The organism is Gaetbulibacter sp. S0825 (assembly GCF_011777505.1).
GTDB lineage: Bacteria > Bacteroidota > Bacteroidia > Flavobacteriales > Flavobacteriaceae > Pontimicrobium.
Genome location: NZ_JAATJT010000001.1, coordinates 898,566 through 920,077 on the forward strand (window position 1 = coordinate 898,566; position 21,512 = coordinate 920,077).

Consider the following 21,512-nt stretch of genomic DNA (forward strand, 5'->3'; position numbering starts at 1 on the left):
AGGTTTGTATAAGCACATTTGATTTAAAGCTTTAAAGTATGTCAAAGTTTGGTGAATTAATAGATGTAAATATTCCAGTTTTGTTAGATTTTTTCACAGAATGGAACGAGCAATCTGTATCAATGCATGCAGTTTTACGAGATGTAGCAGCAGCTCTTGGAGATAAAGCCAAGGTTATTAAAATTGATGTGGAAAAAAACAAAGACCTTGCAGAGGCTTTACGTATAAAGGGATTACCAACCTTAATCATCTACAAAAACGGTGAAATGAAATGGCGTCAAAGTGGTGAGCAAGATGCCAACACACTAATTGGTCTTATCCAGGAATACGTTTAAACGTAAATCCTTTTTCAGTAAAATATTCTAATATTTTTGGGAGTACGTAAGTCATATTTTTAGAGGCTTTAACGCTGTCATGTAATACAATGATACTTCCAGGTCCTGCATGATTCATAACGTTTTTCAAACAGGTTTCTTCAGTTAGAGAATTGTCCCAATCAATTGAGAGTACATTCCACATTACAATTTTATACCCTAATTCTTGAAGCTTTTTTATTTGCTTAGGCGTTATTTGACCATAAGGAGGTCTAAATAATTTTTCACTTTTAAAGTTTTGTCCTTTGAAGACTTTCTCACATAAAATAACTTCATCAAGATAACTTTTGGTTGTCGTTTTCCAGCCTTTTATATGATTTTGAGTGTGGTTACCAATGCTATGACCGTCTTTAACTATTTGTTGAAATATATTAGGATGCTGTTCTACATTTTTCCCAATACAAAAAAAAGTGGCTTTTGCGTTAAACTGTTTTAAAGTATAGAGCACCCAATTAGTGATTTCTGGTGTTGGACCATCATCAAAAGTCAAGTAAATATCCTTACTCTTAGTTGGGAAATCCCAAGTCAATGTTGGGAATAACGATTTAACAACTTTAGGAGTTGTTATTGGTGTGAAATTCATTTATTCAGTACTGTCAATAGGAACAATGGTTGTGTCTCTTGGAATATCAGCATCTTGACTGTCAAACTCTTCAGTTTCACCAGTAAATAGGCGAATAAAGTTGTTGTACTTTTGCATTTCGGCTTCTACAAACGATTGTTCTTCGTATCGCATTAACACATCAATTAACCCTCTATATCTTGCAATATCTGTAGATATTTCATCAATATATTGCGTCTGTTTTTCTTGGGATAAAGCACTAAAATAAGTCAAACTTTCTTGATATTTCATGGAAACATCTTTATATAGCTGTCTGCCTTTATCATTAGCTTCAACTTCATAATATGCACTAATAAATGGTTCCAGTAGCGTATAGAATCCAAACTCATCGACAGGCATTTTTTCCATTGCTAAATCGGTCATTTCTTCAGCTTTATCTAATTCATCTTCGTTGATAAGTGATTCAACTAAACGTGCAATATTACCTCGATAAGAAATTCCGTTTTTTCGTGTTTCAACATCATGATAAATGCCTTCACCACTATTTCCCCAGTCCCAATTTTTCACTTGCTCATACATTAAATCAGGATCCACTCGTCCCATATCAAAAGGGTTAGCTCTATCAACAGGCGTTTTTATAGGTACTAATTTGTAGCATAATCCATCTAGCTGTAAATAATCTTTCATCCAAATATAATCGTCGTCACCAAAAGCTCCGCCTGTAAAATATATTGGACGCTCCCAGTTATTGTTGGCGACAATATCCAACATTAATAGTCGGTTTTTGTATAAGGCGTTGTCAGTGATAGTTAAATCAATATAAGGCACTATCTCGTCAGCATCTTTAGGTTTTACAATGCCATGTTTTAGTACAGATTCCTTATCCACAGGAACTCTTAGGTGTCTTGTTGGTAAGTAATTGGCTTCTAAATCTTGACGTCGCATAGCATTTAGGTCATATCCTTTTTGTTGAGCTACATATTTAAATTTGGCTCTTTCATTATCACTAGTAATAAAATTTAATGCTTCTTTAATATCTAATGAAACTGAGTCAGGAAGCATCTGTTCTACAGATAAAGCGTCTCTTGTTCCGTATTTGTACTGGTCATGAGTTAACTGTGATGGAATAGGGTCACTCTCATAAGCTTTACGTTTCATTTGGTCAATATACCAATCGGTTTGAAATAAACTGGTGTTCACCACTCTTACATCTGTACGTACGCCTTCAATTTCCTGAATATACCACAAAGGGAAGGAATCGTTATCGCCGATACTAAATAAAATGGCATTTGGCGCACAGGATTCTAAGTATTTTCTAGCCATAGAAAGGGCTGTTTTTTTACCAGAACGGTCGTGGTCATCCCAATTGTTTGCTGCTAAAATACCTGGAACCAAGACTAAACAGACTAAGGTTACAGCAGGTGCTAATAACTTGTGCTTTGCGAATTTGGAAAGGAAATCATAAAGTGCATAAGCACCAAAACCAATCCAGATAGCAAATACATAAAAAGAGCCAACAACAGAATAGTCACGCTCTCTAGGCTCGAATGGTCGTACATTAGTATATACTTGAATGGCTAAACCTGTAAATAGGAAAAACACCAACATGACCCAGAACAGTTTTTTGTCTGAATTAAACATAAAAAACAAACCAATTAATCCTAAAATTAATGGTAAGAAGTAATAGGTGTTTCTGCCTTTATTGTTAAGTACATCACTTGGTAAGTTGTCTTGAGGCAAGCCAAGATGGATTTCATCAATAAAATTAATACCGCTAATCCAGTTGCCATGCATATCGTATTTACCTTGAATATCGTCTTGTCGTCCAGTAAAATTCCACATAAAATAACGCCAATACATATAGCCTAATTGGTATTCAAGCATATAAGCGACATTATTAAGTAAAGATGGTTTTTCTATATCAAGAAGTTGGCCTCCATATTGTCTCAAGAAATTATGATATTGTTCATAATCAATCTCTCCGTTTTGTACTCTTGATCTAAACTCATTCACTATAGATCTCACTTCATTATTCATCTGGTAATCGGGTTTTATCTTGAAGTTTAAAAACCCAGTGTACATCATATAATTTTCGGCGTGTTCACCACTCCACATTCGAGGCAAAAGAGATGCATGCTCAGAATTGTAATTTTGTTTAGCATTTATGTAATCGTTTACAATAACGTATTTCCCTTTCTCTAAATCTTTTTCGTATTTAGGCTTATCATCTCCATACGGATTATTTTCATCAAGGTATGCGTATTGATCTGTGAACTGTGGCCCATAAAACAAGTACGTTTTAGGATATTGCTCTAAGTTATAATAAGCCAATAGTTCTCTAGCGCTAGAAGGATTATTTTCATTAATAACCACATTAGCATTTGCTCTAATAGGCAACATTAGCCATGTAGAAAATCCTAAAATTACAAAGGTTAAACAAAAAATACCTGTGTTAATATGCTTGTATTGCTTTTTTCGAGTGTAGTTTAATCCGTAATAAATGGCAGCTACAATTAACAATCCAGCAATTATAGACCCAGAATTAAACGGTAAACCAATACTGTTCACAAAAAATATTTCTAAGGCACTAAAGAAACGTAAAATGTTTGGTGCCAATAACTTAAATATAAATAGTAAAATAGCAACTACTACTACATTGGCTACAATAAAGTTCTTTACGGTTATAGTTTTATAATTTTTAAAGAAGTAAATAAGTCCAATAGCCGGAATCGTTAGTAAGCCCATAAAATGCACTCCAAAAGACAATCCAACAATAAAAGAAATTAATACAAGCCATTTATTCCCTCTAGGCTTGTGCATATCCCTTTCCCAACGAAGCCCTAAATAAAACATTAATGCCATAATCATGGTTGCCATGGCATACACCTCAGTTTCAACAGCATTATACCAAAACGAATCTGTAAAAGTAAAAGCAATACTACCAACTAAAGAAGCTCCAAGAATTGCTTGCCCTTGGCTTAAAGATATTGTTTCACTTTTAACAACAACTTTTTGTAATAGCATTGATATAGACCAAAACATAAATGCAATAGTAAATGCACTTGCTGCAGCACTCATCATATTAAGCATTAATCCAACTTGAGAGGACTCCATTGCAAATATTGAGAAAAAAGCTCCAAGCATTTGAAAGAAGGGTGCTCCAGGCGGATGTCCAACTTGTAATTTTGACGAAGTCAGTATGTATTCTCCAGCATCCCAGTAACTTACTGTTGGTTCTACGGTTAAACTATAAGTTATAAATGCTATTAAAAAAGTGGTCCAACCTAAAATGGTATTCCATTTTTTAAAGTTGTTTTGTGTCATAATGGTTGTTTATTACTGATGGCGAATTTAATAATAAAAATATTACACTAGGCTATTTTTAAGTAAACGTTAAGGGTTTCATATTATTTTCTTCTAAAAATACTTGTGCAAATAAAACTTTGTTATAAATTTGCAACCTCAAAATAAGAGAATGGCCTATGGTGTAACTGGCAACACGTCTGGTTTTGGTCCAGAAGAGTCTAGGTTCGAGCCCTAGTAGGCCAACAAAAATCCAACATTATGTTGGATTTTTTTGTTTCTAACAATGATCAGAACAAAGAATTAGCTTTTTGAGTAAATCGAGCAAAAACCCTTGTAAAAATCAATAATAATGTTGTATATTTGCAGCGTTGTAAGAAAAAAGAATAAATGAGGGGACGATAAGTCCCCTCTTTTTATACTAAAAAATGTTCAAAGAGTCAGTTAAAACATTATTAAGTGAAGCACTTGATGAAAGACAGGATTTGTTTTTATTGAGTTGCGATATTTCAGAAGCTAATGCTATTAAGATAATAATTGATGGAGACAATGGCGTGCTTGTTGAAGATTGTATGTTTATAAGTAGAGCTATTGAGCATAATTTAGATAGAGAAGAACATGATTTTTCTTTAGAAGTGGCTTCGGCAGGAGCAACAACACCATTAGTTCATAAAAGGCAGTATAAAAAAAATATTGGCAGAACCTTACAGGTGAATGCTAATGGAGAAAAGTTTGAAGGTGTATTATCTCAAACCAATGAAGAAGATATTGTACTAACATGGAAAGCTAGAGAGCCAAAACCAGTAGGAAAAGGAAAAGTTACAGTAGAAAAAGAAGTAGCATTGCCTTATCAAAATATAACAGAAGCAAAAGTTAAAATAAAATTTTAATCCAGAATAATTATGGAAAATATTGCGTTAATTGAGTCATTTTCAGAATTTAAGGACGATAAACTAATAGATCGTGTTACCTTAATGGCGATTTTAGAAGATGTTTTTAGAAATGCATTAAAAAAGAAATTTGGAGATGATGATAATTTCGATATTATTATCAACCCAGATAAAGGTGATTTAGAAATTTGGCGTAATCGTGTTGTAGTTGCCGATGGTGAAGTAGAAGAGCCAAATCAAGAAATTTCTTTAAGCGAAGCACGCAAAATCGAACCAGATTTTGAAGTCGGTGAAGATGTGTCCGAAGAAGTGAAACTTATTGACTTAGGGCGTAGAGCTATTTTGGCATTGCGTCAAAACTTAATTTCTAAGATTCATGAGCATGATAATACAAATATCTATAAACAATTTAAAGATTTAGTTGGAGAAATTTACACAGCTGAAGTACATCACATTCGCCATAGAGCAATTATATTATTAGATGACGAAGGCAACGAAATAATTTTACCTAAAGACAGACAAATTCCATCGGATTTTTTCAGAAAAGGTGAAAATGTTAGAGGTGTTATAGAAAGCGTAGAGTTAAAAGGTAATAAGCCAGCAATCATTATGTCTAGAACTGCGCCAGTATTTTTAGAGAAATTGTTTGAGCAAGAAATTCCTGAAGTATTTGATGGCTTGATTACTGTTAAAAATGTTGTGAGAATTCCTGGTGAAAAGGCTAAAGTAGCAGTAGATTCTTATGACGACAGAATTGATCCTGTTGGAGCATGTGTTGGTATGAAAGGCTCTAGAATTCATGGTATTGTTCGTGAATTAGGAAACGAAAACATAGATGTTATCAACTATACTAATAATTTACAACTCTATATAACCAGAGCATTAAGTCCTGCAAGAATAACATCAATAAAACTTAATGAAGAAACTAAACGTGCTGAGGTTATTTTAAAACCTGAAGAAGTTAGTAAAGCAATTGGTAGAGGTGGTCATAATATTAGATTAGCTGGTCAATTAACAGGTTATGAGATAGATGTATTTAGAGAAGGTGTTGAAGAAGATGTTGAATTATCTGAATTCTCAGATGAAATCGATCCATGGATAATCGAAGAATTAGCAAAAGTAGGTTTAGATACTGCAAAAAGTGTTCTAGAACAAGATGTTGATGATTTGGTAAAACGTACCGATCTTGAAGAAGAAACAATCAATGAGGTTGTTAGAATTCTGAAAGAAGAATTTGAAGAATAAAAAATTATTATATATTAGGTGGATAAAGTAACACGTCGTTAGTTTTTCATCAAATTTTGTAAGCGCAAAACATAAACAGTTTATACCTGTTTGATATTAAAGGCAATTTATGGCTGAAACAATTAGATTAAATAAAGTACTAAGGGAATTGAATATCTCTATAGATCGTGCTGTTGATTTTTTAGAAACAAAAGGCATCGAAATAGAGAAACGTCCTACTACTAAAATTACTACAGAAGTGTATGATATTCTTTCAGGAGAATTTCAAACAGATGCTAGTAAAAAAGTAGCCTCTAAAGAAGTAAGTGAAGCAAAGCTTAAAGAAAAAGAAGCTTTGAGGTTAGAACGTGAACGTGAAATCGAAGAAAAACTTAAAAAAGAGGAAGCTGCTAAAAAAGAAGTTGTAAAGGCAAAAACAACACTTGAAGGGCCAAAACAAGTTGGTAAAATTGATTTAGAAGAACCTAAAAAAGTCGACACTACCAAAAAAGAAGAACCCGCTAAAGAAGAGCCTAAAAAGCCTGTTACTAAAGAAAAGTCTACAAAAATTATTGCCAAAAAGGAAGCTCCTAAAAAAGTAGAGGAAAAGGTTGAGGTAATAAAGGAGAAAAAAATAGTTGCTCCAAAAGTAGAAGAAACAGAGCAGCCAAAAGAGGAAAAAGTTGCTACTAAATATCAAAAACTTACTGGTCCAAAAATTTCAGGAGACAAAATAGATTTGTCTAAATTTAATAAGCCAAAGAAAAAGAAAGAAGATAAAAAACCAGATACCAATTCAAGTGCTGACGCTAAAAAGAAGCGTCGTCGTATAAGTAAAGTTGGTAATGGTAATGCTCCTGGAGGACAAAGAGGCCAGCAACGAGGAGGAAATAGAGGCGGTGCCAAAGGAAGAGGAGGGCAACGTCGTCCACAAGTAGTAAAAGAAGAGCCAAGTGCAGAAGAAGTACAAAAGCAAGTAAGAGAGACCTTAGAAAAGCTACAAGGAAAATCTAGTAAAGGTAAAGGTGCGAAATACAGAAGAGAAAAAAGAGATCAACACCGTCAGCAAACAGAAATTGATCAAGAAATTGCAGCAGCAGAAAGTAAGACAATAAAGGTAACCGAATTTGTTACAGCAAGTGAGATGGCTACAATGATGGATGTTTCTGTTACTGAAATTATTTCAGCATGTATGTCGCTTGGAATGATGGTAACTATGAACCAACGTTTAGACGCCGAAACGTTATCAATAGTTGCTGAAGAGTTTGGTTATGAAGTTGAATTTGTCACTTCAGATATTGAAGAATCAATTGAGGAAGTTGAAGATAAAGAAGAAGATTTATTGCCAAGAGCACCTATTGTAACCGTAATGGGTCACGTAGATCATGGTAAAACATCACTACTTGATTATATTCGTGAAGAGAATGTAATTGCAGGAGAGTCAGGAGGTATTACTCAGCATATCGGTGCTTATGGTGTAGAATTAGCAAATGGTCAAAAAATAGCATTTTTAGATACTCCTGGTCACGAGGCCTTTACAGCAATGCGTGCTCGTGGAGCTCAAGTTACAGATATAGCAATTATTGTCGCAGCAGCAGACGATGATATAATGCCACAAACTAAAGAGGCAATCTCCCATGCTCAGGCAGCAGGAGTTCCTATAGTTTTTGCAATAAATAAAATCGATTTACCAGCTGCTAACCCAGAAAAGATTAAAGAGGGATTGGCTGGTATGAATTTATTAGTTGAAGATTGGGGAGGAAAAATCCAATCGCATGATATTTCAGCTAAAGTAGGAACTGGTGTAAAAGAATTATTAGAAAAAGTATTGCTTGAAGCTGAATTATTAGAGCTAAAAGCAAACCCAAATAAACCTGCAGTTGGAACTGTAGTTGAAGCTTTCTTAGATAAAGGACGTGGATATGTTTCTACAATTTTAGTACAAGCAGGAACTTTACGAGTTGGAGATTATGTATTAGCTGGTAAAAACAGTGGTAAGGTAAAAGCAATGCACGATGAACGTGGAAATGATGTTGAAGCAGCTGGACCATCAACACCAGTATCTATTTTAGGATTGGATGGTGCACCACAAGCAGGGGATAAGTTTAATGTGTTTGAAGATGAGCGTGAAGCAAAACAAATTGCTGCAAAGCGTACGCAACTTCAACGTGAGCAATCAGTAAGAACACAACGTCATATTACACTTGATGAAATTGGACGACGTATTGCATTAGGAGACTTTAAAGAGCTTAACATCATCCTCAAAGGTGATGTTGACGGATCGGTTGAAGCATTAACTGATTCTTTCCAAAAATTATCTACAGAAGAGATTCAAGTAAATATTATACACAAGGGAGTTGGAGCAATTACAGAAAGTGATGTATTGTTAGCAACAGCATCTGATGCTATTATTATTGGGTTTAATGTAAGGCCAATGGGTAATGCTCGCCAAATAGCCGACAAGGAAGAAATCGATATCAGAATGTATTCAATCATTTATGATGCGATTAATGACTTGAAAGATGCTATGGAAGGAATGTTGTCGCCAGTATTTAAAGAAGAAATCACTGGTACAGCAGAAATAAGAGAAATTTTCAAAGTATCTAAAATAGGAAGCATTGCAGGATGTATGATAACTAATGGTAAAATTTATAGAAATTCTGGCGTGCGACTAATTAGAGAAGGAGTCGTTATTTACACTGGAGAACTAGCATCGCTTAAGCGTTTTAAAGATGATGTTAAAGAAGTTTCTAAAGGTTACGATTGTGGTATGCAAATTAAAAACTATAACGATATTAAAGAAGGTGATGTTATAGAAGCATTCCAAGAAGTAGAAGTTAAAAAGAAATTAAAATAAATCATTTTTTTCGAGAGATTCATTTTGTGAATTTTTTCGAGAAGTATTTGAAACAAAAAAGCGACCTCAGGTCGCTTTTTTTATGTATTTATTAGTAAAGAACTTTAATATTAATTTTTAAGATTGATAATAAAAGCGTTTCTAAACTCTTTTTTAATTCTTAGCAAAGCACGATCGGCTTCTAAGCGGGTTTTAAAACTACCAACCCAAATCTTATAATTTGGTGTTTGAAATTTCATTGACGGATTCCAATCAGAAAACACTTCTTTAAAGTCTGTTTCTGCTTTTTTTGCACCTTGACGATTACCATTATAAATTTGTATTCTGTAGTTAACAAGTGTTCGGTTAACATCCTTTTTCAATCGTAAAAGGGTTTCAACATCTTTGTCTTGATTTATGGCAACAACACCATCTTGAGCATTACTCGTATTTACGAATAATACTGAAAATAAGAACGTTAGAATTAAAAATTTATAGCTGTTTTTTTTCATCTTTATTTTTATTTTGTGCAAATGTAAAGTATATAAACTTAAACATTATTAGTTTTATTATTTAGAATCCTTATAAATTATGCTTTAACACTTATCTAACATTTCTAAAATCGACTTTAAATGTTACTTTTGTCCGAGATTTTTATAACCGAATATTGTCTATTTGTATGAAAAAATCGTACCAAAGTATAGAAGGTAATTCAACTAACGATATGAAACAGGTGATAAACCGTAAATTAACCGCAAGATTTCTGCTTTTAGGGTTAATATTTTTACTAACATTTTCAACATCATCATTTGCACAGGATGGAGATCCTGCAAAAGGTAAATCTTTATTTAACACCAATTGTGCTGCTTGTCATAGTCTTGATAAAAAAATGACTGGACCTGCACTACGATTTGTTGAACAGAGATTAGCTGACGATGAAGGCTTAGATAGAGATTGGATTGCAGCATGGATTAGAAACAGTGCCGCAATGGTTAAAGATGGAGATGCTTACGCAAACAAAATTTTTAATGAGTATGGTGGAGCTGCAATGACAGCTATGCCTCAATTAACCGATCAAGATATTGCAGATATCTTAGCGTATACTGCTCAAGAAAAAGCGACACCAGCTGCAAGTGCAGGAGCTGGAGCAGATGCTGCTACAGCGCAATCTGAAGGAGGTATTTCCAATGATTTGGTTCTTGGTGCATTAGCTATTTTATTTGTGTTATTAGCCCTTGGGTTAATAATGGTTAACAGAACATTACGTCGTTTCGCTGCTGCAAATAATGTTGAAATCCCAGAGTCTTCACAAAGAAAACCACTTTGGAAAGCATTTGTACAAAACCAATTTTTAATGTTGGTTGTTGCAATATTCTTTTTATTATCAAGTGCATATTTTGCCTATGGGTACTTTATGCAGTTGGGTGTAGACCAAGGTTATCAGCCAGTTCAAGAAATTCACTTTTCTCATAAAATACACGCAGGAGATAATGGTGTAGATTGTAAATATTGCCACTCTTCAGCAAGGGTAAGTAAAACATCAGGAATTCCATCGTTAAATGTATGTATGAATTGCCACAAATCTGTATATGAGTATACTGGAGAAACTACTGCTGAATACTCTAAGGAGTTTTATGATGGTGAGATAAAAAAATTATATGCTGCTGTTGGTTGGGATGATGAAAATCAAGAATATACAGGAGAAACTCAAGCTGTAAAATGGACAAGGGTACATAATCTTCCAGATTTTGCTTATTTCAATCACTCACAACACGTTACTGTTGCTGGATTAGAATGTCAAACATGTCATGGACCTGTTGAGGAAATGGAAATAGTGTATCAATATTCACCTTTAACAATGGGATGGTGTATTAACTGTCACAGAGAAACAAATGTGAAGGTTAAAGACAACGAGTATTATACAAAAATACACGAAGAGTTATCAAAGAAATATGGCGTAGACAAACTAACTGTAGCTCAACAAGGAGGGTTAGAATGTGGAAAATGTCATTATTAATATTAAAGAAGTAATTCAATTATAATATGTCATCAAACAAGAAATACTGGAAAAGTGTTGAGGAGCTAAACCAAGACAATAGCTCTATGGTTGAGGCGCTTAAGCATAAAGAGTTTGTGCAAGAGATTCCTGTAGATGAATTTTTAGGAGATAAAGAAACTCTTGAAACTTCTTCAACTACACGTCGTGATTTCTTAAAATATGTTGGTTTTAGTACTGCTGCTGCATCTTTAGCGGCCTGTGAGGGACCAGTAAGAAAATCGATTCCTTATGTAGTACAGCCAGATCAAATTATTCCTGGCGTTGCAAATTATTATGCAAGTACTATTGCAAATGGTCATGATTTTGCAAGTGTTTTAGTTAAGACACGCGAAGGACGTCCTATAAAAATTGAAAACAACGATTTAGCCGCAACAAATGGTGGAGCTAATGCTAGAGTAAATGCATCAGTTCTAGATTTGTATGATAGTTTGCGAGTTGGATGGCCAAAAAAGAATGGAGAAGATAGCTCTTGGACTGAGTTTAATGCAGATACAACTCAAGCATTAAACAGTGCTGTGGCTTCTGGGAAAGACATTGTGTTGTTAACACAAACTTTCGCAAGCCCATCTACATCTAAATTAATTTCAGAGTTTAAAGAAAAATATGGTAATGTTCGTCATGTAGTTTACGATGCTATTTCAGAGTCGGCTGCAGTTGAGGCATACCAAAACACATATGGAGAACGTGGTTTAGCTAATTATGATTTCTCTAAAGCCGCAACAATCGTTTCTATTGGTGCAGATTTCTTAGGAGATTGGCAAGGTGGTGGATTTGATTCTGCCTATGCAAAAGGACGTATTCCTAAAAACGGAAAAATGTCTCGCCATATTCAGTTTGAGTCTAATATGAGCTTAACAGGTGCTAATGCTGATAAGCGTGTGCCGTTAAAACCTAGCGAACAAAAAGTTGCTTTAGCTAAATTATATGGTAAGATTACTGGAAATGCTGTTTCAGGAAATCTTCCAGCACATGTTGAAGAGGCTGTTGGTACAGCAGCTTCCGAATTAAGTAAAGCAGGAAGCAATGGTGTAGTTGTAACTGGGATTCAAGATGTAAATGCACAAACTGTAGTGTTTGCAATTAACGAGGCTTTAGCAAGTAAAGCATTCGACCCTAAAACCCCAATTAAAACTAGACAAGGTAATGATAAAGCAGTTGCACAATTAGTAACTGATATGAATGCTGGAAAAGTTGGTGCACTTATTATGAGTGGTGTTAACCCAATGTACACATTGCCAAATGCATCAGAATTTGAAGCTGGTTTAGCAAATGTTACTACAACTATTACGTTTTCTATGAAAGAAGATGAAACATCTTCTCTAACAGATTATATAGCTGCAGCACCTCATTACCTAGAATCTTGGGGAGATGTGGAGCTTAAAAAAGGACATTATGGATTAATGCAGCCTGCAATTCGTCCATTATTCGATACAAAACAATTTCAAGAGGCTTTATTAATGTGGAATGGTAATGATATGTCTTACCATGATTATATTAAAGATAATTGGAATACAAACATATTAAATGGTGGTTCTTGGAATCAAGCATTACACGATGGTGTATTTGTTGGAACTGGGTCGCAAGTAGAAGAATATGTAGATGATGCCATTGAAGACCAAACACCAATGGATGCAAGTGCTGCTGCAAGAGCATTAGCAACAGCATCTTCTTCTGGATTTGAATTAACATTATATTCAAAAACAGGAATGGGAGATGGTCAACAAGCTAATAACCCATGGTTACAAGAGTTTCCAGATCCATTGACGCGTTTAACATGGGATAACTATTTAACCGTTTCTGAAGCTGATGCTAAAGAGCTAGGGTTAGATTTGGATCCAAGTACGTTTTTCACTGAAGGTCAACATGAAGCTACTGGAGGTTTAAACGGAAAATATGCTAACGTAACAGCTAATGGCGTTACAGTTACTGTTCCAGTAATTATTCAACCAGGACAAGCTAAAGGAACTTTTGGATTATCATTTGGTTATGGTAGAACATTAGGAATGAAATCTGAGATGCAAACAGGTGTGAATGCTTATCCATTATATGCTAATTTCAATCCTGTTCAAGAGGTAACAATTGAAGCTACATCTGGAAGACACGAATTTGCTAGTGTACAATTGCACAATACCTTAATGGGTCGTGGTGATATTATTAGAGAAACTTCTCTAGAGATATTTAACACAAAAGATAAAGATTATTACAATGCTGTTCCTGTTGTTTCTTTAAATCACAAAGAAACACCAGTTAACTCTTCTAGAGTTGATTTATGGGATGAATTTGATCGTTCTATCGGACATCATTTTAACTTATCTATTGACCTAAATGCCTGTACAGGTTGCGGTGCTTGTGTTATTGCATGTCATGCTGAAAACAATGTGCCAGTAGTTGGTAAAGAAGAAATTAGACGTAGTCGTGATATGCACTGGTTACGTATTGATAGATACTATTCATCGGAAGAATCATTTGATGGTGATAACGAAAAGAAAGACAACATTAAAGGCTTAAGTAGCTCATTAAGTAGTTTTGGTGAAATGGAATCTCCATCAGCTAATCCTCAAGTAGCATTCCAGCCTATTATGTGTCAGCATTGTAACCATGCGCCTTGTGAAACTGTTTGCCCAGTGGCAGCAACATCACATGGTCGTCAAGGTCAAAACCACATGGCTTATAACCGTTGTGTAGGTACAAGATACTGTGCAAACAACTGTCCTTATAAAGTGCGTCGTTTTAACTGGTTCTTATATAGTGAAAATGATGAGTTTGATTACCACATGAACGACGATTTAGGTCGTATGGTAATTAATCCAGATGTTACAGTAAGATCTCGTGGTGTTATGGAAAAATGTTCTATGTGTATTCAAATGACACAAAAAACAGTTCTTGATGCCAAACGAGATGGAAGAGAAGTTAAGCCAAACGAATTTAAAACAGCCTGTTCTGCAGCATGTAGTAATGGCGCAATGAAATTTGGTGATATCAATGACAAAAAGAGCGATATAGCTGCTCTTAAACATGATAAAAGAGCGTATCACTTATTGGAAGCTGTTGGTACTAAGCCAAATGTGGTGTATCAAGTGAAAGTAAGAAATACGAACGAAGCATAAATAAATTAATTAAGAAACAATTATAAAAGGATTATGGCGTCTCATTACGAAGCACCTATTAGAAGACCTTTAGTTACAGGAGAAAAATCATATCACGATGTATCGGTAGATGTGGCTGCTCCTGTTGAAGGAAAAGCAAATAAATCTTGGTGGATTGTATTTTCAATAGCACTTATCGCTTTCCTTTGGGGAATTGGCTGTATTATATACACAATTTCAACAGGAATCGGAACTTGGGGTCTAAACAAAACCGTTGGTTGGGCTTGGGATATTACTAACTTCGTTTGGTGGGTTGGTATTGGTCACGCAGGAACATTGATTTCTGCAGTACTTTTACTCTTCCGTCAAAAATGGAGAATGGCAATTAACCGTTCTGCAGAAGCAATGACGATATTCTCGGTTGTTCAAGCAGGTTTATTCCCAATTATTCACATGGGTCGTCCATGGTTAGGTTATTGGGTATTACCAATACCAAACCAATTTGGTTCGCTATGGGTGAACTTTAACTCACCGTTACTTTGGGATGTATTCGCAATTTCCACATATTTATCGGTGTCATTGGTGTTCTGGTGGACAGGTTTATTACCAGATTTCGCAATGATTCGTGATAGAGCAGTAAGACCTTTCCAAAAGAAAATTTACTCGTTATTGAGTTTTGGTTGGTCTGGTCGCGCAAAAGATTGGCAACGTTTTGAAGAAGTATCATTAGTACTTGCTGGTTTAGCAACACCTTTAGTACTTTCGGTACATACTATTGTATCGTTTGACTTCGCAACGTCGGTAATTCCAGGTTGGCATACTACAATATTCCCTCCTTACTTTGTTGCAGGAGCCATTTTCTCAGGATTTGCTATGGTAAACACCCTTCTTATCATTATGAGAAAAGTGTGTAACCTTGAAGATTATATTACAGTACAACACATCGAGTTAATGAACATAGTGATTATGATTACTGGTTCTATTGTTGGTGTGGCATATATTACTGAGTTATTTATTGCATGGTATTCAGGTGTTGAATACGAACAATATGCATTCTTAAACAGAGCAACAGGACCTTATGCTTGGGCATATTGGGCGATGATGACCTGTAACGTGTTCTCTCCTCAGTTTATGTGGTTCAAGAGATTGCGTACAAGTATTATGTTCTCATTCTTTATCTCTATTGTAGTAAATATTGGAATGTGGTTTGAGCGTTTTGTAATTATTGTAACATCGTTGCATAGAGATTATTTACCATCATCTTGGTCTATGTTCTCTCCTACGTTTGTAGATATTGGAATCTTCATTGGAACAATTGGATTCTTCTTTGTATTATTCTTGTTATACGCTAGAACATTCCCAGTAATTGCACAAGCGGAAGTGAAGACGATTTTAAAATCTTCGGGTGAGCGTTATAAAAAGATAAGAGAAGCTGGAGATAGTTTGGTTGGTACAGGAGCAGATGCAAGAACATCAGGAAAAACAGTTGCAGTTGAAGCACCAAAGGTTGAAGTATCGGAAAGCGATAAATCTGAAATGACGAGTTCATTACTGGATAGTATTGGAACCTTTGATCCATCAACTCAAACGGCTGATGATTTAAAGAAAATAAGTGGTGTTGGACCTAAAATGGAAGAAGTACTTAACAGTATTGGTATTTACTCATTCCTTCAGGTTAGCAAAATGACGAAAAGAGAATATGACTTGTTAGACTCTATCACAGGTTCTTTCCCAGGAAGAGCAGAACGTGATGATTGGTCTGGACAAGCTAAAAAATTAATAAACTAAAAGTAGCATATGGAATCTTCAAAAGTAATTCACGCTATTTATACGGATGATGATGTGTTAATGTCGGCTGTTAAGAAAGTTAAAGCTGCAAAACATCATATAGAAGAAATTTATACACCTTTTCCTGTTCATGGACTAGACAAAGCAATGGGATTAGCACCAACACGTCTTGCTATTACAGCATTTATGTATGGATGTCTTGGTTTGATTGTATCTATCGTAATGATGAATTATATCATGATAGAAGATTGGCCGCAAAACATTGGTGGTAAACCAAGTTTTAGCTATTTAGAAAATATGCCAGCGTTTGTGCCAATTATGTTTGAGTTAACTGTATTTTTCTCAGCCCATTTAATGGTAATTACGTTTTACTTACGTAGTAGAATGTGGCCATTTAAAAAAGCTGAAAACCCAGACCCGAGAACAACAGATGATCACTTTTTAATGGAAGTATCTGTACATGGAGACGAAAAGGAATTAGAAACATTCCTTGCAGGAACAGGAGCAGTAGAAATTAACATTGTAGATAAAGAAGCACATTAGTATGAAAGGCTTAGTTAAAATATTAGTATTAGCAATAATGGTAAGTTCGATAGTGTCTTGTAAAAACAACGAAACACCAAACTATCAGTTCTTTCCTAATATGTACACATCTCCAAGTTATGAAACGTATGGAGCGTACGAAATATTTCCAGGAGAACAATCGGCAATGCTTCCTGTTGAAGGAACCATTTCTAGAGGTCACTCAATATTCGATTATGGGAGCTCTACAGCTGAGTATGATCGCGCTAAAGCAGAATTAGTAAGTCCTTTAGATTCTACTCAAGTTGATTATGTTAGAGGAAAGGAGCTTTATGATATTTACTGTAGTGCTTGTCACGGAGCAAAAGGAGATGGTCAAGGAAATCTTGTAAAGAGAGAGAAGATTCTTGGAATTCCGTCATATGATGATGCAGCTAGAGCCATAAATGAAGGCAGTATTTACCATGTAATTTATTATGGTAAGAATGCTATGGGATCTCATAAGAACCAACTTAGGGAGGAAGAGCGTTGGCAAGTTTCAGCTTACGTGATGAAATTAAAAGCAGATTTAGAAAAATAAGATTTAGATAAAGTTATATATCGATATGTATACCATTTCAAATAGATTAAAAATAGTTTCTCTTATCCTAATGATTGTAGGAGGAGCATTTTGGGGAACAAGCTATGTGTCTTCACACGTTACTGTTGAAGACGTAAAAGTTATGTTAGCTGAAGAAGAAGCGTCTCATGGTGGAGGTCACGAAGCAGAGGCAACCAATCATGCGCCTGCGGACACACATGGAGAAGCAACAGCTGATCATGGTGATGAGCATGCAGAACACGTAATGCATCAAATACATAATAGACCGTATTCTGCATTGTATGTTGCAGCATTCTTTTTCTTTATGATTGCATTAGGTGTGTTGGCTTTTTATGGCATACAGTATGCTTCACAAGCTGGATGGTCTCCAGTATTGTTTAGAGTTATGGAAGGTATAACATATTATGTATTACCTGGAGGTTTAATAGTTTTAGCTATTGCATTTTGGGCAGGAGATCACATTTTTATTTGGATGGATCCAGAAGTGGTAGCTCACGATGAGTTAATTCAAGGAAAAGCTGATTGGTTAAATAAACCATGGTTCTTTATTCGTGGATTAATTTTCCTTGGTGGTTGGAGTTTGTATAGATATTTTTCTCGTAAGTTCTCAATTGCACAAGATAGTGCGGACGACAATAGAAACTTTAAAAAGAATTTCCGTATCTCGGCAGCATTCTTAGTATTCTATATTTACACAGAATCTATGATGTCTTGGGATTGGATTATGAGTGTAGACCCTCACTGGTTCTCTACATTATTTGGTTGGTATGTATTCGCATCTATGTTTGTAAGCGGTATTACAGTAATTGCATTAGTTACCATGTATTTAAAATCTAAAGGATTAATGGATTTTGTAAACGATAGTCATATGCACGATTTAGCTAAATTTATGTTTGCTATTAGTATTTTCTGGACTTATTTATGGTTCTCACAATTCATGTTGATTTGGTACGCTAATATTCCTGAAGAAGTAACATATTTTGTAACTAGAATAGAGGATTATAAATTACCATTTTTCGGAATGCTAGCTTTAAACTTTATTTTCCCATTCTTAGTATTAATGAATAGCGACTATAAGCGTATTAACTGGTTTATAGTAATGGCAGGTATTGCAATACTAGTTGGGCATTATGTTGATGTTTACAACATGATTATGCCAGCAACTGTTGGTGATAGATGGGGATTCGGATTAGCAGAATTTGGAGCTATATTCTTTTTCCTTGGATTGTTTATGCTAGTTGTATTTTATGCAATTTCAAAACAACCATTATTAGCCAAAGGAAATCCTTTTGTTAAGGAAAGTGAACAATTCCATTATTAATTATTAAAATAAAGACGAAGAATAACAATGACAGCTTTATTAACAATTATAGTTTTAGTATTTATTACAGTTGCCATTTGGCAAATGGTAAAAATCTTTGATTTAGCCAATGCTAACAATGAGAACTCTCAAGTTGCCAATGACAAGGATAATAGAGTTAATGGATATTTAATGTTAGGCTTTTTAGCCTTCATTTACATCATCACAATAGTATGTGTTGTTAAGTGGGGAGATTTACCACTAATGTCTAATTCAGCATCAGAACATGGACCTCAGATAGATAATTTAATGATTATCTCAATGGTGTTGATTTTCATTGTGCAAACAATCACTCAGTTTTTACTACATTATTTTGCATTTAAATATAAAGGAGAAAAAGGGCGTAAAGCATTATTCTTTGCCGATAATGACAAATTAGAATTTATCTGGACAATTATTCCAGTAATTACACTAGCTGGTTTGATTATTTATGGACTATTTACATGGTCAGATATCATGAATTTTGAAGAAGATGAAGATGCTCTAGTCGTTGAATTATATGCCCAACAGTTTAACTGGAAAGCAAGATATGCTGGAGAAGACAATGTTTTAGGTAACGCTAATGTTAGATTAATAAACCTTGACAATGCCAATATTTTAGGATTAGATGAAGCAGATCCGAATGCTCAAGACGATATTATTACTACCGAATTACATTTACCTGTTGGAAGACAAGTAATATTTAAAATGCGTTCACAAGACGTATTGCACTCTGCATATATGCCTCATTTTAGAGCTCAAATGAACTGTGTTCCTGGTATGATAACTCAATTTGCTTTTACTCCAACAGTAACTACTGCTCAAATGAGACAGACACAGCAAATGGTTAAAAAAGTAGAAAATATTAATAAAATTAGAACTGAGAAGAGTAAAGATTTAGTTGCTAAGGGAGAAGAAGCATTAGACCCTTATGAGTTTGATTATCTTTTAATTTGTAATAAAATTTGTGGTAAATCACATTATAATATGCAAATGAAGATTATTGTTGAAACTGAGGAAGAGTACAATGCTTGGATTAAAGAACAACAAGTTTTTAAAAACTCACTAGTTCAAAATTAATTATAATAAAAGAATAAAATAAGATATAGATTATGTCAGCACACGCAGATACTCACGCACACGAAGACGATCACGGACATCATCATAAAGAAACCTTTGTAACTAAATATATATTTAGTCAAGATCATAAAATGATTGCAAAGCAGTACCTTATCACAGGTACAATCATGGGAGTTATTGGTGTAATTATGTCACTAATGATTCGTATGCAAATTGCATGGCCTGAAGAACCTAATGTTATTTTTGAAGCATTATTAGGTAAGTGGGCTCCAGGAGGTGTTATGGATGCTGATATGTATTTAGCTTTGGTTACAATACACGGTACCATTATGGTATTCTTTGTATTAACAGCTGGTTTAAGTGGTACGTTCAGTAACCTTTTAATTCCGTTGCAAATTGGTGCACGAGACATGGCTTCTGGATTCCTTAACATGGTATCTTATTGGTTATTTTTCCTTTCAAGTGTTGTCATGGTAATTTCATTATTTGTTGAAGCAGGACCTGCAGCAGCTGGGTGGACAATTTATCCTCCATTAAGTGCATTACCTATGGCACAAGGAGGTTCAGGAATGGGTATGACCTTATGGTTAGTGTCTATGGCAATATTTATTGCTTCATCATTATTAGGGTCACTTAACTATATCGTTACTGTAATAAACTTACGTACTAAAGGAATGTCTATGACTAGACTACCCTTAACAATTTGGGCTTTCTTTGTGACTGCAATTATTGGTGTAGTATCGTTCCCAGTATTATTATCTGCGGCATTATTATTAATAATGGATAGAAGTTTTGGCACGTCTTTCTTCTTATCAGATATATTTATTCAAGGCGAAGTATTACACTATCAAGGAGGTTCTCCAGTATTATTTGAACATTTATTTTGGTTCTTAGGTCACCCTGAAGTATATATTGTTTTATTACCAGCTTTAGGGATTACTTCCGAAATTATTGCCACAAACTCACGTAAACCAATTTTTGGTTATCGTGCCATGGTAGCTTCAATTTTGGCAATTGCGTTCTTATCAACAATTGTTTGGGGTCACCATATGTTTATATCTGGAATGAATCCTTTCTTAGGATCGGTATTTACATTTACAACCTTATTAATTGCTATACCATCAGCGGTAAAAGCCTTTAACTATATAACCACCCTCTGGAAGGGTAATCTCCAATTTAACCCAGCGATGTTATTTTCTATAGGATTAGTATCAACATTCATCACAGGAGGTTTAACAGGAATTATTTTAGGAGATAGCGCATTAGATATTAATGTTCATGACACCTATTTTGTGGTAGCTCACTTCCACTTAGTAATGGGTATATCGGCACTATATGGAATGTTTGCAGGAATCTATCATTGGTTCCCTAAAATGTTTGGTAGGATGCTTAATAAGAACTTAGGATACATTCACTTCTGGGTAACAGCAGTCTGTGCGTACGGTGTTTTCTTCCCAATGCATTTTATTGGAATGGCAGGATTACCAAGACGTTATTACACAAACAGTAATTTCCCATTATTTGATGATTTATCAAATGTAAATGTGATAATTACCTTATTTGCTATTATAGGTGGTATCTTCCAATTAGTATTTCTATGGAACTTCTTCTATAGTATTTTCTATGGTAAGAAAACTGTTCAAAACCCATGGAAATCTAATACACTTGAGTGGACTGCACCAATTAAGCATATTCACGGAAACTGGGAAGGAGAGATTCCTCATGTACACCGTTGGGCTTACGACTATAGTAAACCAGGACATGATGAAGATTTTGTTCCTCAAAACGTACCACTTAAAGATGGTGAAGAAGAACTTCAGCATTAGCATTTTAAAATAAAAGTTATAT

Annotated in this window: 15 protein-coding genes and 1 tRNA gene; 13 read left to right on the forward strand and 3 right to left on the reverse strand. The window is 34.8% G+C overall.

Annotated elements, in window-relative coordinates; all coding sequences use genetic code 11:
- The first annotated feature begins 38 nt into the window (after positions 1-38).
- Positions 39-335, forward strand: a complete 297-nt coding sequence (locus tag HB672_RS04160; RefSeq protein ID WP_167608213.1) for a thioredoxin family protein — start codon at positions 39-41, stop codon at positions 333-335.
- Here the strand turns inward: HB672_RS04160 and HB672_RS04165 are convergent.
- Positions 316-957: a polysaccharide deacetylase family protein gene (locus HB672_RS04165; protein WP_167608216.1), complete on the reverse strand. Its 642-nt coding sequence runs from the start codon at positions 955-957 to the stop codon at positions 316-318. The two genes, HB672_RS04160 and HB672_RS04165, sit on opposite strands and share 20 nt — an antisense overlap.
- Positions 958-4,260, reverse strand: a complete 3,303-nt coding sequence (locus HB672_RS04170; RefSeq protein WP_167608219.1) for a DUF2723 domain-containing protein — start codon at positions 4,258-4,260, stop codon at positions 958-960. It abuts the gene before it with no gap.
- A 152-nt stretch (positions 4,261-4,412) separates the two neighbouring features.
- On the opposite strand from HB672_RS04170, the gene HB672_RS04175 reads away from it, so the two are divergent.
- The 4 genes from HB672_RS04175 (at position 4,413) to infB (ending at position 9,210) form a co-directional block, all read left to right on the forward strand.
- Positions 4,413-4,485 (forward strand) — tRNA-Gln (locus HB672_RS04175).
- Between the two features lie 182 nt (positions 4,486-4,667).
- Complete coding sequence (rimP, locus tag HB672_RS04180; RefSeq protein ID WP_167608222.1) at positions 4,668-5,129, forward strand: ribosome assembly cofactor RimP; 462 nt, start codon at positions 4,668-4,670, stop codon at positions 5,127-5,129.
- Between the two features lie 12 nt (positions 5,130-5,141).
- A complete protein-coding gene (gene nusA, locus HB672_RS04185) occupies positions 5,142-6,374 on the forward strand; it encodes a transcription termination factor NusA (protein WP_167608226.1) in 1,233 nt (410 codons plus the stop codon).
- A 109-nt stretch (positions 6,375-6,483) separates the two neighbouring features.
- Positions 6,484-9,210 carry a translation initiation factor IF-2 gene (gene infB, locus HB672_RS04190; RefSeq protein WP_167608229.1) on the forward strand — a complete coding sequence of 909 codons (2,727 nt, stop codon included), beginning with the start codon at positions 6,484-6,486 and terminating at the stop codon, positions 9,208-9,210.
- A gap of 110 nt (positions 9,211-9,320) precedes the next feature.
- Here the strand turns inward: infB and HB672_RS04195 are convergent, their stop codons facing one another.
- Entirely contained in the window at positions 9,321-9,701 is a 381-nt protein-coding gene (locus HB672_RS04195) for an SPOR domain-containing protein (RefSeq protein ID WP_167608233.1), read from the reverse strand.
- Between the two features lie 212 nt (positions 9,702-9,913).
- Between HB672_RS04195 and HB672_RS04200 the strand changes: the two genes are divergently transcribed.
- From HB672_RS04200 to HB672_RS04235, 8 genes are read left to right on the forward strand one after another with little or no spacing between them, the layout of a single operon-like run.
- Complete coding sequence (locus tag HB672_RS04200) at positions 9,914-11,206, forward strand: cytochrome c3 family protein (RefSeq protein WP_167610270.1); 1,293 nt, start codon at positions 9,914-9,916, stop codon at positions 11,204-11,206.
- 26 nt (positions 11,207-11,232) lie between these two features.
- Positions 11,233-14,355: a TAT-variant-translocated molybdopterin oxidoreductase gene (locus HB672_RS04205; protein WP_167608237.1), complete on the forward strand. Its 3,123-nt coding sequence runs from the start codon at positions 11,233-11,235 to the stop codon at positions 14,353-14,355.
- A 33-nt stretch (positions 14,356-14,388) separates the two neighbouring features.
- Positions 14,389-16,122, forward strand: coding sequence for an NrfD/PsrC family molybdoenzyme membrane anchor subunit (gene nrfD / locus HB672_RS04210; RefSeq protein WP_167608242.1), 1,734 nt, complete (start codon positions 14,389-14,391; stop codon positions 16,120-16,122).
- Between the two features lie 9 nt (positions 16,123-16,131).
- Positions 16,132-16,665 carry a DUF3341 domain-containing protein gene (locus HB672_RS04215; protein WP_167608245.1) on the forward strand — a complete coding sequence of 178 codons (534 nt, stop codon included), beginning with the start codon at positions 16,132-16,134 and terminating at the stop codon, positions 16,663-16,665.
- Between the two features lies 1 nt (position 16,666).
- Positions 16,667-17,224 carry a cytochrome c gene (locus tag HB672_RS04220; RefSeq protein WP_167608250.1) on the forward strand — a complete coding sequence of 186 codons (558 nt, stop codon included), beginning with the start codon at positions 16,667-16,669 and terminating at the stop codon, positions 17,222-17,224.
- A 25-nt stretch (positions 17,225-17,249) separates the two neighbouring features.
- Positions 17,250-18,566 carry a quinol:cytochrome C oxidoreductase gene (locus HB672_RS04225; protein ID WP_167608255.1) on the forward strand — a complete coding sequence of 439 codons (1,317 nt, stop codon included), beginning with the start codon at positions 17,250-17,252 and terminating at the stop codon, positions 18,564-18,566.
- 27 nt (positions 18,567-18,593) lie between these two features.
- A complete protein-coding gene (locus HB672_RS04230; RefSeq protein ID WP_167608258.1) occupies positions 18,594-19,664 on the forward strand; it encodes a cytochrome c oxidase subunit II in 1,071 nt (356 codons plus the stop codon).
- 32 nt (positions 19,665-19,696) lie between these two features.
- On the forward strand, positions 19,697-21,490 hold the full coding sequence (locus tag HB672_RS04235; RefSeq protein ID WP_167608261.1) for a cbb3-type cytochrome c oxidase subunit I: 1,794 nt from the start codon (positions 19,697-19,699) through the stop codon (positions 21,488-21,490).
- Positions 21,491-21,512: the final 22 nt, after the last annotated feature.

What these genes read in the sequence shown, in the direction of transcription:
- HB672_RS04160 (WP_167608213.1), top strand. Translation starts at nt 39, where the DNA reads ATGTCAAAGTTTGGTGAATTAATAGATGTAAATATTCCAGTTTTGTTA.
- HB672_RS04165 (WP_167608216.1), bottom strand. Translation starts at nt 957, where the DNA reads ATGAATTTCACACCAATAACAACTCCTAAAGTTGTTAAATCGTTATTC.
- HB672_RS04170 (WP_167608219.1), bottom strand. Translation starts at nt 4,260, where the DNA reads ATGACACAAAACAACTTTAAAAAATGGAATACCATTTTAGGTTGGACC.
- rimP (WP_167608222.1), top strand. Translation starts at nt 4,668, where the DNA reads ATGTTCAAAGAGTCAGTTAAAACATTATTAAGTGAAGCACTTGATGAA.
- nusA (WP_167608226.1), top strand. Translation starts at nt 5,142, where the DNA reads ATGGAAAATATTGCGTTAATTGAGTCATTTTCAGAATTTAAGGACGAT.
- infB (WP_167608229.1), top strand. Translation starts at nt 6,484, where the DNA reads ATGGCTGAAACAATTAGATTAAATAAAGTACTAAGGGAATTGAATATC.
- HB672_RS04195 (WP_167608233.1), bottom strand. Translation starts at nt 9,701, where the DNA reads ATGAAAAAAAACAGCTATAAATTTTTAATTCTAACGTTCTTATTTTCA.
- HB672_RS04200 (WP_167610270.1), top strand. Translation starts at nt 9,914, where the DNA reads ATGAAACAGGTGATAAACCGTAAATTAACCGCAAGATTTCTGCTTTTA.
- HB672_RS04205 (WP_167608237.1), top strand. Translation starts at nt 11,233, where the DNA reads ATGTCATCAAACAAGAAATACTGGAAAAGTGTTGAGGAGCTAAACCAA.
- nrfD (WP_167608242.1), top strand. Translation starts at nt 14,389, where the DNA reads ATGGCGTCTCATTACGAAGCACCTATTAGAAGACCTTTAGTTACAGGA.
- HB672_RS04215 (WP_167608245.1), top strand. Translation starts at nt 16,132, where the DNA reads ATGGAATCTTCAAAAGTAATTCACGCTATTTATACGGATGATGATGTG.
- HB672_RS04220 (WP_167608250.1), top strand. Translation starts at nt 16,667, where the DNA reads ATGAAAGGCTTAGTTAAAATATTAGTATTAGCAATAATGGTAAGTTCG.
- HB672_RS04225 (WP_167608255.1), top strand. Translation starts at nt 17,250, where the DNA reads ATGTATACCATTTCAAATAGATTAAAAATAGTTTCTCTTATCCTAATG.
- HB672_RS04230 (WP_167608258.1), top strand. Translation starts at nt 18,594, where the DNA reads ATGACAGCTTTATTAACAATTATAGTTTTAGTATTTATTACAGTTGCC.
- HB672_RS04235 (WP_167608261.1), top strand. Translation starts at nt 19,697, where the DNA reads ATGTCAGCACACGCAGATACTCACGCACACGAAGACGATCACGGACAT.